Genomic DNA, 16,862 nt, shown 5'->3' with positions numbered 1-16,862 from the left:
GGGGAAAACCATGAGAAAAAAATCTAAAATCGATTCAGTAAACGTTAAAGGTTTTAATAAAAAATCGAATATTTTCTTTACACTTTTAATGATTATTGTAGCAATAGCATGTGTCTTCCCATTTGTTTTTGTGATCATTATTTCATTTACAAGCGAGCAATCAATTAGTTTGAATGGTTATCGTTTAATTCCATCTGAATGGAGTTTAGAAGGATATAAGTATCTTTACGAAATGAAAGAGCAAATTCTACAGGCTTTATTTATTACGGTATTTGTAACAGTTGTGGGAACTGTTGTGAATGTGACATTTACGTCAACGTATGCTTACGCTATTTCAAGAAATAATTTTGCTTATAAAAAATTCTTTACAATGTTTGCTCTTGCTTCTATGTTATTTAGTGCAGGGATGGTTCCTAGTTATATTGTTATGAATAATATGCTAGGTTTAAAAGACACGATATGGGCATTGATATTACCTTTAGCTTTATCACCGTTTAATATTATAGTGATGAGAACTTTTTATCGAAGATCCGTTCCAGATGCCATAATTGAGGCAGCTAAAATAGATGGAGCGAGTGATTTGAGGACCTTTATTCAGATTGTTTTACCATTATCGATTCCTGGTATTGCAACCATTAGTTTGTTTGCAGCTTTAGCTTACTGGAATGATTGGTTTAATGCGTTACTTTATATTCAAAGTGATAATTTAGTTCCGTTACAATACTTATTAATGAAAATTCAAGCAAATATTGATTTTATGATGCAAAATACTTCGTTAGGTGCTCAAGTTACAGGAAACATGGTGATTCCTAAAGAAGCAACTCGAATGGCAATGGTTGTTATTGCCACAGTACCAATTGCTGCCTCTTATCCGTTCTTCCAAAAATATTTTGTTGGCGGATTAACCATTGGTGGCGTTAAAGAATAGTTATTAAGCCAAGGTACTAATATATTTTTAGTACCTTGGAATAAATAAAAACATATTGGAGGGAATAGACGTGAAAAAAACGTTTAAAAAAGTTTTGTTAGCAAGTACAGTTTTAGCTGTAACAGCAGGTTTAGCAGCTTGTGGTAACTTAACAGGTGACCAACAAAAAGCTAAAAGTAAGGACAAAAGTGGTGATGATACAACAACACTTTTAATGTACCGAGTTGGAGAAAAACCAACAAATTATGATGAGTTGATGACTGAAGTCAACAAAACAATGAAAGAAAAAATTGGGGCAGAGTTAAATATCCAATATATTGGTTGGGGAGATTACGGAAAAAAAATGTCAGTAATCACATCATCTGGTGAAGATTATGATATTGCTTTTGCTGATAGTTATGTTAATACAGCTCAAAAAGGAGCTTACAAAGATTTAACTGAATTAGCACCAAAATATGCTAAAGAAACATATGAAAACTTAGATCCAACTTACATTGAAGGTAATAAAGTGGATGGAAAACTTTATGCTATACCTGTAAATGCAAACGTTTTCGCTCAACAAGTAATGACATTTGATAAAGAATTGTTAGACAAATATGATTTAGACATTTCAGGAATTAAAACAATTGCAGATGCTGCTCCATTAATGGAAGTTATCAAAGAAAAAGAACCAAATGTGGTACCATTCCCAGCGTTTAAAGATATTCGCTTAGGTGATTTTGACTACGTATATGATGTAAACGTTCCTTTGGGAATCGACATTTCTGGAGACCAAAAGAAAATCGTTAATCCTTATGCAGACTCAAAACGCTTAATTCAAGACTTAAAAGATATGCACTTACTTTACTCTAAAAAATATGTTCATCAAGATGCAGCAACAAGTGATGAAATTTACCGTTTAGATGACAGAACATGGTTTGCTAGAACAGAAACACAAGGACCATTTGACTACGGTGATACTATTTTAACAAGAGCAGCAGGTCGTGAATTAGTTTCAGTCCCATTAACAACACCATTAAAAAACAATGCTCAAATGTTTGTAGCTAACTGGGTTGTTTCTAATACAAGTAAAAATGCTGAAAAAGCTTTAGAAGCAATCAACTTAATTAATACAGACAAAGATATTATGACAACAATGGTATTTGGATTAGAAGGCGAAGGATGGGAAAAAGTTGGTGAAGATCGCATGAAGACTTTACCAGGATATGATGCTAGTACAAAAGTTATTGGTGGAGCTTGGATGACAGGTGACAACAACAACTTATACTTAGACGAAAAAATTACTGATGAGATGGTTAAAGAACGTGAAGACAAAATTGCTGCTGCAGAAAGTTCTCCTTTATTAGGATTTAACTTTAACGCAGAAAACGTTAAAACTGAAATTTCAAATATTAGTAACGTAACAGCTCAATACAAAGCAGGTTTAAGTACTGGAACATTAGATCCAGAAGAAAAATTACCTGAGTTTAACAAAAAATTAGAAGATGCAGGTCTTAAAAAAGTTCAAGAAGAAATGCAAAAACAATTTGACGAATTTTTAAAGAATAAATAATTAATGTAAAAGGTAAAGGTCGCTTTTGACTTTACCTTTTACTTGTTTTTTTTAAGTATGTTAATATGAGAGTAGGAGGGGAATGGAATGGTTGAAAAGGGAGTAACTGAAGGAATGAATCGTTTTTATTTCCTCTTAAAAGCTAGTATGCTTTTTTGGGGACTTAGTTTAATGGGAGGCTTAATTTTTGGTATTGCTCCTGCGCTTTTAGCGTTGATGGATGTCATTGGAGAGGTTGATTGGGATTATAAGGAATTATCTTTTGCTAAAATGAAACCGTTATTTCGTGAAAATTTTAAAAGAGGCAATCAATTAATGTATTCATCACTTAGCATACTTATTTTTCTGTTTTTAAGTTTATACACTGCTAGCCAGATGACTGGTATGCTATTTTTAATGATTGACTTTTTATTAGTAGTTTTACTTATTATGGTAAGTGTTGCCAGTTTAATGGGATTTGTTGTGTCATCAAGGTACGAGATTTCTTTAAACAATTTAATTAAGTTGTCCTTAATTTTATTATTTAAGGAAATTAAAGCAAGTTTAGCAATCGTTGTTTTATTAGTGGTTTTAATTGTTATGACAATCAAGTTGCCAGCAATCACTTTCTTTGTTGGAAGTGGCATAATGGCTTATTTTTTAAATAACCTAGGAGAAAAAATTGAAAAAAGTTTAGTTTTAGAATAAAAGGGGAATGTAGCGTGAATATAAAAGGGAATTTGATGTATCGCTTATTAAAAATATATTCAATCGCTTTAATACTAATCATTACCTTGTTTGCTGTCGGGGTTAGCTTAGTTGTTGGTATTGAAAAAAAGAATCGTGCTGAAAGATTAAGTCATAATGCGTTAACCAGGATGACTTATTTTGTTGAAGAAAAACAAAGAAAAGTAAATGAATTAGCTAATAGTATTGCTGAGAGTGAACAATATTATCAAGGATTAACTAGTTATTTTTCAATGAATGATGCAGAGTACTTAGCTTACACATTAAAAAATAATTATGTCAGTAGTAATTTTACTAATATTATTGAGCAGGTGTCATTAGTTGATAAAGATATTGATTTTATTGCTGTTGATACTCAATTTTCTAAAGAGCGTTATCTATCTGATTCCAAAAGTTTATATGGGCGAAAAGTAGATAAATTTCCTAAAGGAGATAAGTTACTTCTTGATGCATCCATTAAACCTGCTGGCTGGAATTTTATAGGTAATGTTTATATTGGGATTAACAGAGAACCAATCGATGAGATGCTTCAGCAATTGTCTAGTGAATTTACAAGTGATATATTTTTAATTTCAGACAGGCATCAACTTGTTTATAGTAATTCAGAAGATATAGAGCTACAAGAACAGATTAACAGCCTTTTAAAAAAAGGGGAAGATGTATCGATGCAGCCCTTTACGAAGCAGTATTTCGTAACAGAAGCAGTCATTACGAACGAACATTATCATTTGATGTCATTTGTGAGTAAAGAAAAAGTGTCTGAGAATTCAAGGGCGTTTTTCACTATAATGGCATTAACAAGTCTAATAATAGATGCTATCCTTTTACTCTTACTTTATCGTTTGTTTAACGGTTACGTGTTTCAAGTTAACGATATTTTAGAAAGCATTAAAAAGGTTTCAGAAGGAGATCGAAGGATAAAAATCACTGAAGAGAATAAAAAGTCGGAATTAAAAGATATTTCAGTGGGTATTAATGAGATGATGGATAATCTGAATCAATTTATTAGAGATAATTATGAATTAGAGATTAAGCAAAAAGAAGCAGATTTTAGAGCTTTACAAGCACAAATAAACCCTCACTTTATGTATAACACACTTGAATATATCCGTATGTCAGCATTAAGTGAAGGCATGGAAGAGTTATCAGAAGTGGTTTTTGCCTTTGGCTCAATATTGAGAAATAATATCTCGAAAAGCAAGCTAATCACATTAGAAGATGAATTAAAATTTTTAGAACAATACGTTTATCTATATCAAATGAGATATCCAAAAAACATTGGGTATTCATTTCAAATTGAAGAACCACTTAGACAAATTGAGATTCCAAAATTCAGTTTGCAGCCTTTAATTGAAAACTATTTTGCTCATGGTATTGATTTTAGGCGAATTAATAACGCAATATCTGTATCAGTTTACAAAGAAAATAAAGAGTTAAAGATAGTGATAGCTGATAACGGAAAAGGCATGGATCAAGATCTTATGTTGAAAATTAACAATATTTGATTAATGACAAAGAATTTGAAACTGACTCCATTGGAATAAAAAACGTTAACGAACGCTTGAAAATTATTTTTGGTACTAATTATCAAATGACTTTCAAGGAAACTATTTATGGTGGCGTGACCGTTATTATTTCAATTGTACTGGACGAGGAGTGAAAAAGATGTGTAATGTTTTATTAGTTGACGATGAGTATATGATTATTAGTGGTATCACTTATCTAATACCTTGGGAAGAGTTAGGGTTAACGTTAATTGGAACGGCTTCAAATGGAGAAGAAGCATTAGAAATTATTATGAAGGAACAAGTAGATATTGTCATTTCTGATATTACGATGCCCATCATGACAGGATTAGAGTTTTTACGAGAGGCTAGAAAACGAGAAAAGGATTTTCAAATTATTTATTTGTCTGGTTATCAAGAATTTGAATATGCTAAAGAAGGTATGGCTTTAGGTGCGCTGAATTATTTGTTGAAGCCTGTCGATAAAAAGGAACTAATAAAGTCTTTAGAAACGGCAATTGAGAAAGTAAATGAGAGCCAAGACAAAGAACGGCTGCTTTACTTAACAAGACTAAAAACCTTAAAGCAGTTGCTTGTTGATGGAGAAAATGAAAAAGCAAAAACATTATTTCCGTTATCAACGAGTCAAACATTCAATGCTTTTGTGGGTTCGTATACAGATTCGAGTTTTTTTGAAGAGTTAGATAAACAAAAAGATATTTTTTATTTTACTGAAAATAAAGAACGTGTTTTTGGTATTATATTAAATAAAACGAAAGAAGAGTTAAAAAACTTTTATGTTACATTAGCCAAAAAATATCCTAAAGATGTTTTTTTATTTGCAGGCCCCTTGGTTAATGAGATCGCAGATTTAAAAAAGAGTTATGAGGTAGCTATTAGTTTGGAGGACAGTTATTATTTTTATAATCTGATTCAAGAAGGGTGTATCTGGTTAGAGTTAAATAATAATTTAGAAAAAATATATTATGATACAAATGATGAATTACCTTTACTATCTAAAATGGGAAAAGACAATCGTTTAGAAGATAATATTAATACGATTTTAGATTTTTTTAATGCTACACCAATCCCATCAAATCATATTCGTTACTTTACGTTGTTACTTTTATCGGATGCTAGAAGTTACTATGACATTAAACAGCCTGAAAGTTATCAACAGGAAGTTGATAAAATAAGAAAGATTTCAAATATTGATGAGATAAAAGTATTATTTAAAAATTTAGAAAAAGAAATTAGTCAATTACTTGATGAACGTATGTATAATGAATTAACTCACCGAGTCATTGATATTATTCGTGAAAAATACAGTAGTGACATTCGTTTAAAACAAGTGGCAGATGATTTGTTTGTTAATGCCATGTATTTAGGGCAAACTTTTAAGCGAGATACTAATCAAACTTTTTCACAATATTTAAATGAATATCGAATGAAAAAAGCCGAAGAGTTGCTACTAAAAAGCAATCGAAATGTAAATGAAATAGCTAATGAAGTAGGGTATTCAAGTTCAGGTTATTTTTACAAAAATTTTAAGGACACTTATGGAATCACACCAAAAGACTTTAGAGAAAAGTATTTAACTATATAAAGAAGATGCTGACCATTTTGATCAGCATCTTTTTGTCTAATTATATAAATGAATCTAACCAATTGGTTAATTCAGCATATGCTTTTTTACCTTGGTCTGATTGAAGGTTTGCATCAAAATCATGTGGCATGCCTTCAATGAAAAATGTTTTGTTATTAGGAATTAACTGACTCATCTCTTGATTGATACTAAAAGGAACATCTTGATCAGATGAGCTTGCTGCAAGAAAAGTAGGTGGTAAGTTTTTAAGGTCATCAGAAGTTAAACTAAAGTCTTGTGCCTTATTTTTTCGTCCAAGTAATTCTTTTATCCAGTTACCAGATTGACGGTAAGAAAGATAGATTGGAAATCGTTCCTCAATGGATGAATTTACAATAGGTTCTTTTTTTAACAAATTATAGACGGTCATAAAAGGAACTACTTGATATTGTTTATAGTAATCACTTGGTTGAGTTAATAAACTATCTGATAAAGAATAATAGCCGTAGAAACTAATAATCTGATGTGGTGATTCTATTTTATTTGATTGACTTAACAATAGAGCTAAAAAAGCTCCCGCTGAGCGACCGAAATATATGAGACGGTCTAAGTTTTCATGTTGTAGTTCAGGCAATTCTTTTAAATGTGCAATGCCTTCTTCTAAACAATGAACAAGTGTATCAATTTTAATTTCAGGGATAAGTGGATAATCCAGTGTTAAGAGTGAGTAACCAGAAGCGACTATGTGATCAATATAGTCTTGAGGTAAATCATCTCGATGTCCATAAATTAATCCACCACCGTGAAAATATAAAATTAAGCCTTTTGAATTAGAGGCAGAATGTAATGTAGCGTTTAATGGTAACTGATTGAGTTGATTGAATGTAAAAGTGACTGTCATATGGAACCTTCTTTATTTTTATTGTTCTGATAATTCAAGAGCAAGTCTTAAATTTAAACTGTTTTCAGGTGAAGAAATAGTGAGTCCTAATATTTCTTCACAGTTGTCGATACGATATTTAACCGTATTACGATGAATGAATAAATCATTAGCTGTTTTAGTGATTTCACACTGATTACTTAAAAATGTTTTTAGGGTTTTACGTAGTTCGATATACATGCTTTCTTTTGGAAATGCTAATTCTTTTAGTAACTTTTGACAAAAGTATTTAATTTCTTCTGGCTGCATACTGTCAAATAGATTTAGAATTCCTTTTGGCTTGTAGAAAGAGACTGAATTGATATCTTTTTTATAACGTCCTTCTTCCCAAACGATTTTTGCTTCTACAAGAGACGTGGCGATTGAATCGATTGATTCGCATAGTTGACCGCAAGAAAAAAGTAAATCAATTGGTAAAGCAGCTTTTAATTCTCCAGCTAACTGAATAAGAGTATCTGTTACTTGTCTTTGAGAAACTTTTTTTTGCATGAGTAAAATCAAATGTTCGCTATTTTTTTCGGGAAATACTAGGGCATCTTCAAAATAAAGATTTATTTTTTTTTCTAACCATTGATAGGCAAGTTTATTTTTTTCTTCATTTAGTTTCATTTCTTTTTGAAAAGGTTTTGGCATATCAATAGTGACATAAATAACTTGATAATATTGAGACAGCACAATACCAAAACTTGTATCGTAAGAAAAAAGATTTTTTTTCTCTATTAATTGATGGTTTTGTTGTTCGATTAAATTATCGAAGTAGTCCCCTTTAATTTGTTTTTTAGATTCAAGAATTTTATCATTTTTAAGCAACACAAAACTGATTACTAGTAATGCTTGATCAATAGCAAATTCTGAAACAGGATAGGGAATGTTATCAGGAGAGACAATTACTAAATAATACGGAAAATAGCTATTATTTTTAATTGAGTGGACAGCTATTTCTACTTGAGTTTTTCTACCCAAATCAACAAATTTACTGCTATTTTTACTATCATGTTGAAACGCTTTTTGTTTGTTAAGTTGTGTAATGATTTGATTAGGGACTATTTTTAATTGAGAAACGTCAGTCGAATAAGAAATAATCTCTTTAAAAGGATCAAGTAAAATAACAGGACAATTAATACTATGACTAAACTCTGAAATAATTTTGTTTAGACTAGCATCATTTAGTATAAGATTAGAAAATTGTTTTTGAATATCTAAAGCATAGCTGATTTGCTCTGTTTTAGACTGATTAATAAAACTATTGAATTTTTGTAAAACACCACCTAAAGGATGCGTACTAGGAATTTGAATAAGAGCAAAATTTTTACTATTAGCATAATCAATAATAGACTGGTCAATTGAATCAATGAAGCGACCGATTTTAATACCTAGTCCTGCGGCATTGATAGCAATCAGAGAATCAATTAATTCTAATAAACCTGATTGGTCCTCTTTATATAGCATGGCTGTGGTTAAAACTAATGTATGACTTGATGTAAAGTTCGCAATATCTGGCGTTTCACTTATATCAACATTTTTTATTAAAACATTGGTCGTTTTCGGCTCAGTTAAAAGTTTGAAATCTGAAAAACGTGGCACTGGTAAAATATCATTTAAAAGTGTCATAAAATCCCCTCTATCAACTATTTTAGTTAGGTTAATTATATTATAAATGCTTTTCATTGGCGAACCTTTAGTCAAAATGTCCAAAAAAATAAAAAAATTGTTTAAAAAGACCAATGAACTGGTTGGATAAATAAAGGAAAATAGTCTTAAAGGAGATGATAGCATGATTCAACCATTTCTAAATCCGAGTCGGACCATTATGACACCAGGGCCCGTAGAAGCACATCCATCCGTATTAAGAGCGATGAGTAGTCCGATTTTAGGACAATTTGATCCAGCTTTTTTAAAGATAATGGATGAAGTAAAAGAATTGATAAAAGTCCCATTTCAAACTAAAAATGAAGTAGCTTTTGCTATTGATGGCACAAGTCGTTCAGGTCTTGAAGCGGCTCTAATTGCTTTAATTGAACCAGGCGATAAAGTTTTAGTGCCAGCTTATGGTAGGTTTGCTTATCTATTAGGGGAAATAGCAGAGCGAGCGAAAGCTGAAGTTATTTATTTGGAAAAAGAATGGGATAGTCCATTTGAAGCAGATGAGATAAAAAAAGCTATTGATGATTATTCACCTAAAATTGTCGCAATGGTCCACGGGGAAACAGCAAATGCCCAAATGCAAGACTTATCTGAGATTGGACCTTATTGTCGATTGAATGGTATTTATTTTGTGGTGGATACAGTTGCGACTTATGGTGGAGTTGAAATCAAAGTAGATGACTGGCAAATAGATATTGCTATTGCAGGTACTCAAAAATGTGTTAGTGTGCCATCAGGTCTTTCTTTAATAACTTATAACGATAGAGTAAAAAAAGTGTTAGATTCTCGTTATCAGAAAGAATTAGGACTAAGTAAAGATTTTAGGAATGAACGACACATTAATAATAACTATTTAGATTTGAGTCAGTTAGAACGCTACTGGAGTGATGAGAGAATCAATCATCATACAGAGTCAACGAGTATGATTTATGCCCTTCATGAAGGGTTACGCTTGTTAGCTAATGAAGGAATTAAGAATTCTTTTGCTAGGCACGAATTGAACAATCAGGCGATAGTTTCAGGGATAGAGGCGATGGGTCTATCTATTTATGGGGAAATAGAGACAAAAATGCCAACGGTTATCCCTGTTATGATACCAAAAGGGATTGATGGGGAAGAAGTAAGAGAGATGCTACTTAATGAATTTGGCGTAGAAATAGCTTCTTCATTTGGCCCTTTAAGTGGAAAAGTCTGGCGAATTGGTAATATGGGGTATAGTAGCCGTAAAGAAAATGTGTTACAAGTACTGGGAGCTCTAGAGGCGGCTTTAATTTATCAAGAAGCTGGTATTCAAGTTGGTAAAGGTGTACAATCAGCTTTACAAATTTATTTAGGTTAAATAAAAGGGTTAGCAACTATTTGAGATTAGAATAGGCGTTAACTCTTTTTTTTGTAGCTTTATTTTTATTTTTTGATACAATAAAATTGGTGCTGTTTTTATAAAAAATAGGGAAGTGGTATATGTCGAAATGGATTATATTCAACATAATGTAAGCGTTTTAAGTTGTAAGGAGGAGAAAGCTTGAAAAAAACAACATGGTTTAAGAAATTTAATGTTTTTATGTTATTACTTTTAACTTTTGGGACTATTAGTCCAAGTTTATCCGTATTAGCAGAAACAGAAGGTGTGACAACTGAAGCAGTTGCTTCACCAGAACAACCCGTAGAAGAGCCAAAAGAGGTAACGACAGAGGGAAGTTCAACACCTGAAAAAACACAAGAATCAGTAGAAGCTATTTCTAATGGAGAAAAAGAAATTGTAACTCCTACTGAGGAAGAATTAACAAAAGAAACATTACCTCAAGAAACAGAAAAAGCTGTAAAACAAAAAACAGAAACATCTAAAGAGACAAAAGAAGAGAAAAAAGTAGAAAAGAAAAAATTAACTATTTTAGGAACTTCTGATGTTCATGGCAATGTTTGGGATTGGTCTTATGAAGATAGTAAACCTGCCGATTTAGGATTTGCTAAAATTGGAACAATCGTAAAAAATGAACGTGCTAATAATCCTAATACATTACTTGTAGATGCAGGAGATAATTTACAAGGAACATTGTTAACAGATGATTTATACAGCTCAAAACCTGAGCTACAAAGTGAAATTCATCCAGTTATTGCTGCAATGAATGTTATTGGTTATGACGCGATGGCATTAGGAAACCATGAATTTAACTTTGGAACTGATTTAATTAAGAAAGTTGAAAGAGAAGCAGAATTTCCATTACTTTCAGCTAATACTTATTTAAAAGGAACTGATACTAACTTTGTTAAAGCCACAGAAACTAAAACGATTGATGGCGTAAAAGTATCAGTGATTGGTTTAACTATTCCTCATGTACCACAATGGGATGGTGAAAAAGTATCTGGTTTAGATTTTAAACCACTAAACGAAGAAGCTAGAAAACAAGTTGATATTTTAAAAGCAACTGAAAAACCAGATGTTATTGTCGCTTCTATTCATGCAGGTCTAGATAACGCTGACCCAGCAGCTGCAGCGAGAAATGTTATTACAGAAGTACCAGAAATTGATGCTTTTGTATTAGGACATGACCACCGTGAGTTTGCTGAAATGATTCCAGATAAAGATGGCAACCTTAAACCAGTAGCAGCAGTTAAAGATACTGGCTCTGGTGTTGTTAAAATTGACTTAGATTTAGAAAAAGAAGTAACAGAAGACTCTAAAGAAGAAGCAAAAATTACTTCAGAAGAGGCAACTGAAGAAGACACAACTTCAACAGTATCAGAAGAAAAAGAATCAGAGTGGAAAGTTGCCAAAGCTTCACCTAGTACTATTTCAACTAAAGGTGTAGCAGGAGACGAAGCAGTTAAAGCAGCTACTGCAGCAGCACATGAAAAAACAGAAGCCTATGTAAAAGGTGTCATTGGGGAGGCAACGGCTGACTTCTTACCAGAAGAGAGAGTTCCTGGTATTCCAGAAGCACAATTACAACCTACTGCAATGATTTCATTGATTAACAATGTTCAAATGAAAGTAGCAGAGGCTGATTTAGGTTCAGCTGCACTATTTAAAGCAGACAGTCGTTTAAATAAGGGTCCGATTAAGTATTCTGATATTTTTAGCATCTACAAATATCCAAATACATTAGTTGGAACAACAATGACAGGTGCTCAACTTAAAACCTATTTAGAAAAACAAGGTGACTATTACCAAGCTTATGAAGATGGTGATGTGACAATTGGTTTCAACGACAAAATTCGAGTGTATAACTATGACATGGTTTCAGGTGTTAAATACAAAATCGATATTTCTGAACCAGTTGGCTCAAGAATTAAAGATTTAACCTTTAAAGGTAAAGCTGTAAGTGATACTCAAGTATTTAGAATTGCAATGAACAACTACCGATTTGAAGGAATGGCAAAAGAAGGGCTAGTTAATCCAGAACCTTATTTTGAATCAGATCCGGCAACTTTACGTGGTGAAATTGTTAAATACATTGAAGATAAAAAAATTATTTCTCCAGAAGAGGAATTAGAAAACAACTTTGAAATTATTGGTGTGGATCTTAATCACCCAGCTCGTGATTATGTGATTGAGCAAGTGAAAAAAGGAACACCAGGTTTTGAAATTGTTTCATCAGCAGATGGTAGAACACCAAATGTAAAAAAATTAAATGTTTATGAATTAGCAGAAAAAGGCTTAATTCCAGACGAATATTTAGACGAAAAAGGCACTGTTAAAATCATGCACACAAATGATATGCATGGTCGTATGGAATATATTGAAGATAAATACAGTCCTTCTATTGGTTTAGGACGTGTTAAAACATTTAAAGATAACAAAAAACCAACAGTCCTAGTTGATGCAGGGGACGCTATGCAAGGTTTACCAATTTCTAACTATTCTAAAGGAATGGACATGGTTAAGGCGATGAACTTAGTCGGCTACGATGCAATGACTTTAGGAAATCATGAATTTGATTTTGGTTTAGACCAAGCGTTAATGTATCAAAAAGAACTTAACTTCCCAATTGTGTCAGCGAATGTTTTCTATAAAGACGGTAAAGAAAGACCATTTAAACCTTATACAATTGTTGAAAAAGAAGTGGATGGTAAAAAACAAAAATTCGCATTAATTGGTTTAACAACTCCAGAAACAACTGTTAAAACACATCCAAATAATGTTGAAAAAGTAATGTTTAAAAAACCAGCACCTGTAGCGATTGAAACAATTAAAGAAATCAAAGAAGGTAAAGGAGCAGACTACTTTATCTTTATGACTCATTTAGGTATTGATGAAACAACTGTTGAAGATGAAACGAGTAAGCATTTAGCTACTGAATTAGCTAAAGCTTATCCGAAAGAAAAAATCTTTATTGCAGATGGTCATTCTCATACGCCACTACCTGAGGGCATTAAAGCAGATAATGTTTTAATTGGTCAAACAGGAAATCATTTGAACAATGTGGGTATGATGACAGCAAACTATTCTGAAGAAACACCTAAATTATCAGCGAAATTACATCCATTTGCTGAATTAAAAGATTTAGTGCCAGACCCTAAAGTAGAAGCTGTAGTTAAAGAAGCAAAAGCTAATTTTGATGCAGCTATGTCAGAAGTTGTTTTAGAAAATAACACAATCACTTTTAACGGTGAACGTGAAAATGCTAGAACAAGAGAAACAAACTTAGGGAATGTTATTGGAGATGCGTTACTTTCTTATGGTCAAACAGGCTTTAATGAGCCTTCTGACTTTGCCATTATGAATGGTGGTGGTATCAGACAAACCATTAAACAAGGTAAAGTGACTAAAGGTGATATCGTTGGTGTTATGCCATTTGGTAATACAGTCTCACAAATTAAAGTAACTGGTAATGAAATTTACTCTATGTTTGAACATTCATTACGCTCAATTCCAGTTCTTGGAGAAGATGGACAACCAATATTAGATGAAAATGGCGTTCCTAAACTAGGAGCTAATGGTGGATTCTTACAAGTTTCTAATTCCATTAAAGTGACTTATGATTCTAATTTACAAGGAGCAGATCCTGAAAAAGGAACTCCAGGTAAACGAATTGCAAGTATTCAAATTAAAGACAAATCAGGTAAGTTTAAAGAAGTTCCAAGAAAAGATGATGTTACATATAATATGGTAACAAATGATTTTCTTGCAGCAGGTGGCGATGGCTATACAATGCTAATCGGTAAACCAGTTGTTGAAGGACCATCTATGGATGAAGTCTTCATGGATTACTTAACAGGTTTATCAGCTGAAGAACTAGCAACTTACACAGAAGAATTACCATATACAAGAATTATTTCTAAATTAGCAGGTACTGAAGAAGAAGAATTTACGTTCAGTATTATGCATACAAACGATATGCATGGTCGTATGCAATATGAAGAAAATAAATCAATTGGTATGGCAAAATTAAAAACATTTAAAGATGAAAAACAACCAACATTAATGTTAGACGGTGGAGACTCAGTTCAAGGGTTAGCTATTTCTAACTTTAGTGAAGGAATGGATATGGCAAAAGCGATGAGTTTACTTCCTTATGACGGGGTTGCTGCAGGAAACCATGAGTTTGATTTTGGTTATGACCGAGCAATGAGTTATAAAGAATTATTACCAATGGTTTCTGCCAATGTGATTAAAGATGGTCAACATTCATTTAATCCATATGAAATTATTGAAAAAGATGGCAAGAAATTTGCGATTATTGGTCTTTCAACACCAGAGACAGCCTTTAAAACACATCCCAAAAATGTGGAGGGTGTGACATTTGAAGAACCAATTCCAGTTGCTAAAAAGACGATCAAAGAACTTGAAGGTCAAGCAGATGCCTTTATCTTCGTGACTCACTTAGGAATTGATAAAACAACTCCTAAAGAATGGCGTGGAGATACATTAGCAGAAAGCTTATCAGTTGAGTTTCCAACAGAAAAAATTATTGTGATTGATGGACATTCTCACAGTGCTTTAAATGAAGGGAAACAATTTGGTAATGTCTTATTAGCTCAAACTGGTAACTACTTAAATAACATTGGAATGATTGATGTAACTTATAAAGGTGACACACCAACATTCAATGCGCGATTAGTACCAGCTTCTGAGTTTAAAGAAGTAACTGAAAATCCAGCCGTTAAGGAAATTGTTGATGAAACAGCTGCTCGTTTTGAAGAAGAAATGAGTCAAATTGTTTTAGAAAACAATCCTGTTGAATTAGAAGGTGATGGAGCTTATGGTAGAACTCGTGAAACTAACTTAGGTAACTTAATTGCTGATTCACTGTATGACTATGGTCAAACAGGCTTTAAAGATGGCCAAACAGACCTTGCAGTTATCAATGGTGGTGGTATTCGTACAAGTATTGAAAAAGGAAAAGTGACAAAAGGAGATGTGCTAGCTGTTTTACCATTTGGTAACACAATTGCACAAATCGATGTAACAGGTGCTCAAATCAAAGACATGTTTGAGTATTCACTTCGTTCAGAAGTCCAAAAAGATGAATCTGGAAAACCAATCATTGATGAAACAACTAAGATGCCAGTATTAGGACGTAATGGTGGTTTCCTACAAGTTTCTGAATCGGTTAAAGTTAGCTTTGATCCTAGAGAACAAGGTGCAGGGAACAAACCAGAAGACAATCAAAAAGGTAAACGTATTTGGTCAATCAAGATTAAAAATCGTCAAACAGGCAAGTTTGAAGAAATTAAAGATGACCAAGTTTATAAATTAGCAACTAATGACTTCTTAGCAGCAGGTGGAGATGGCTACACGATGCTTGGTGGAAAACGTGAAGAAGGCCCTTCAATGGACGTTATTTTCACACAATTCTTACAAGACATTGCTGGGGACAATAAAGGTGACGTTATTTCGATTAAATCTAAGAAATATGACTTAATGGATTACAACGAGAAATTCCCTTACCAACGTCTGGTTCCATCTGAGAAAACAGGTGAAGTGATTGAAACACCTGAATTAGACAATCTAAATAAAACAATCAAAGAGGCAGACAAACGCAAAGAAGCAGATTATACAGCGGAAACGTGGAAGCCATTTGCGGAAAGATTGAATGAAGCGAAAGAAGTTTCTAAGGCAGAAGATGAATCAAAAGCTAAAGCAGCTAATGATAAATTAACAAACGCGATGAATGGTTTAGAGAAATTAACACCAGAATTAGATGCTTTAAATAAAACTATAAAAGAAGCAGATAAGAAAAAAGAAGCAGATTACACAGCTGAAACGTGGAAGCTATTTGCGGAAAGCTTAAAAGAAGCTAAAGCAGTTTCTAAAGCAGAAGATGAATCAAAAGCACATGCAGCTAATGTTAAATTAACTCAAACAATGAACGGTTTAAAACCTAATAAAGTGACTGGTGAATCAGATTTAGAAGTCTTAGACAAAACAATTGCTATCGCTAAAAAACTAAATCAAAAAGATTATACAGCTACAAGTTGGAAAGAATTTGAAAAAGCGTTAACAGAAGCTGAAGCAGTATCTAAATCTAAGGATGAAGACAAGGCCGAAGCAGCTACAAACAAGTTATTAGCTGCAATGAACAAACTAGTATCAGTTAATAATGGTAACGGTGGTTCAGGAAGCAACAACAATAATAACTCTAATGGTAGTGGTACAAGTGGTAAAAAATATTACCCAGATTTACCAAAAACAGGTGAAACTTCTAATAGTTTTGGTATCTTTGGTGTTATTTTACTAAGTATTTCAGGTGCTTATATTTTTAGAAAAAGAAAAAATAATAACGCAGCTTAGATAGAGTTTAGTATATGAAAAGACTTGGAATGAGTTATATTCCAAGTCTTTTGCTTTTCTAATGAGTTACAGTTAATTAAAGTGATGATTGAGAATCTTTCTTTTTAAAATAACGTTAAGACATACTATTATCAGAAGTTTTGTGAATTTAATGTAAAAAATAAGATAAAAGGATGACGAACTACATGTTTTAAGGTAAAATTAAGATGAATAGTTAAAGATTTAGAAAGTTACTTGAAAGACTTTT

At 32.5% G+C, this 16,862-nt stretch carries 9 protein-coding genes; 7 read left to right on the top strand and 2 right to left on the bottom strand.

Going from position 1 to position 16,862, the window contains the following annotated elements; translation table 11 throughout:
• Positions 1 to 10: 10 nt before the first annotated feature.
• The 5 genes from ACODH8_RS00910 to ACODH8_RS00890 all read left to right on the top strand — a co-directional run bounded on the left by ACODH8_RS00910 (position 11) and on the right by ACODH8_RS00890 (position 6,317).
• Positions 11 to 928 (top strand): carbohydrate ABC transporter permease, encoded by a 918-nt coding sequence (locus tag ACODH8_RS00910; protein WP_332464968.1) that lies wholly within the window; start codon positions 11 to 13, stop codon positions 926 to 928.
• Positions 929 to 998: 70 nt separating this feature from the next.
• The gene (locus ACODH8_RS00905; protein WP_332464967.1) at positions 999 to 2,480 is read left to right on the top strand and encodes an ABC transporter substrate-binding protein; all 1,482 of its coding nucleotides are present in this window, start codon (positions 999 to 1,001) and stop codon (positions 2,478 to 2,480) included.
• A gap of 87 nt (positions 2,481 to 2,567) precedes the next feature.
• Complete coding sequence (locus ACODH8_RS00900) at positions 2,568 to 3,167, top strand: YesL family protein (RefSeq protein ID WP_332464966.1); 600 nt, start codon at positions 2,568 to 2,570, stop codon at positions 3,165 to 3,167.
• Positions 3,168 to 3,181: 14 nt separating this feature from the next.
• A complete protein-coding gene (locus ACODH8_RS00895; protein ID WP_420517443.1) occupies positions 3,182 to 4,711 on the top strand; it encodes a sensor histidine kinase in 1,530 nt (509 codons plus the stop codon).
• A gap of 160 nt (positions 4,712 to 4,871) precedes the next feature.
• Positions 4,872 to 6,317, top strand: a complete 1,446-nt coding sequence (locus tag ACODH8_RS00890; RefSeq protein ID WP_420517442.1) for a response regulator transcription factor — start codon at positions 4,872 to 4,874, stop codon at positions 6,315 to 6,317.
• Between the two features lie 40 nt (positions 6,318 to 6,357).
• Here the strand turns inward: ACODH8_RS00890 and ACODH8_RS00885 are convergent, their stop codons facing one another.
• On the bottom strand, positions 6,358 to 7,197 hold the full coding sequence (locus tag ACODH8_RS00885; protein ID WP_332464963.1) for an alpha/beta hydrolase: 840 nt from the start codon (positions 7,195 to 7,197) through the stop codon (positions 6,358 to 6,360).
• A gap of 18 nt (positions 7,198 to 7,215) precedes the next feature.
• Positions 7,216 to 8,847 carry a PucR family transcriptional regulator gene (locus ACODH8_RS00880; RefSeq protein WP_332464962.1) on the bottom strand — a complete coding sequence of 544 codons (1,632 nt, stop codon included), beginning with the start codon at positions 8,845 to 8,847 and terminating at the stop codon, positions 7,216 to 7,218.
• Between the two features lie 163 nt (positions 8,848 to 9,010).
• On the opposite strand from ACODH8_RS00880, the gene ACODH8_RS00875 reads away from it, so the two are divergent.
• Positions 9,011 to 10,219: an alanine--glyoxylate aminotransferase family protein gene (locus ACODH8_RS00875; protein WP_332464961.1), complete on the top strand. Its 1,209-nt coding sequence runs from the start codon at positions 9,011 to 9,013 to the stop codon at positions 10,217 to 10,219.
• Between the two features lie 183 nt (positions 10,220 to 10,402).
• Positions 10,403 to 16,615, top strand: a complete 6,213-nt coding sequence (locus tag ACODH8_RS00870) for a 5'-nucleotidase C-terminal domain-containing protein (protein ID WP_420517441.1) — start codon at positions 10,403 to 10,405, stop codon at positions 16,613 to 16,615.
• The last annotated feature ends 247 nt before the right edge of the window (positions 16,616 to 16,862 follow it).

It is taken from the genome of Vagococcus fluvialis, from assembly GCF_048815235.1.
GTDB lineage: Bacteria > Bacillota > Bacilli > Lactobacillales > Vagococcaceae > Vagococcus.
Note: the sequence above shows the minus strand (reverse complement) of the source record. Positions and strands in the feature narration are given on the sequence as shown.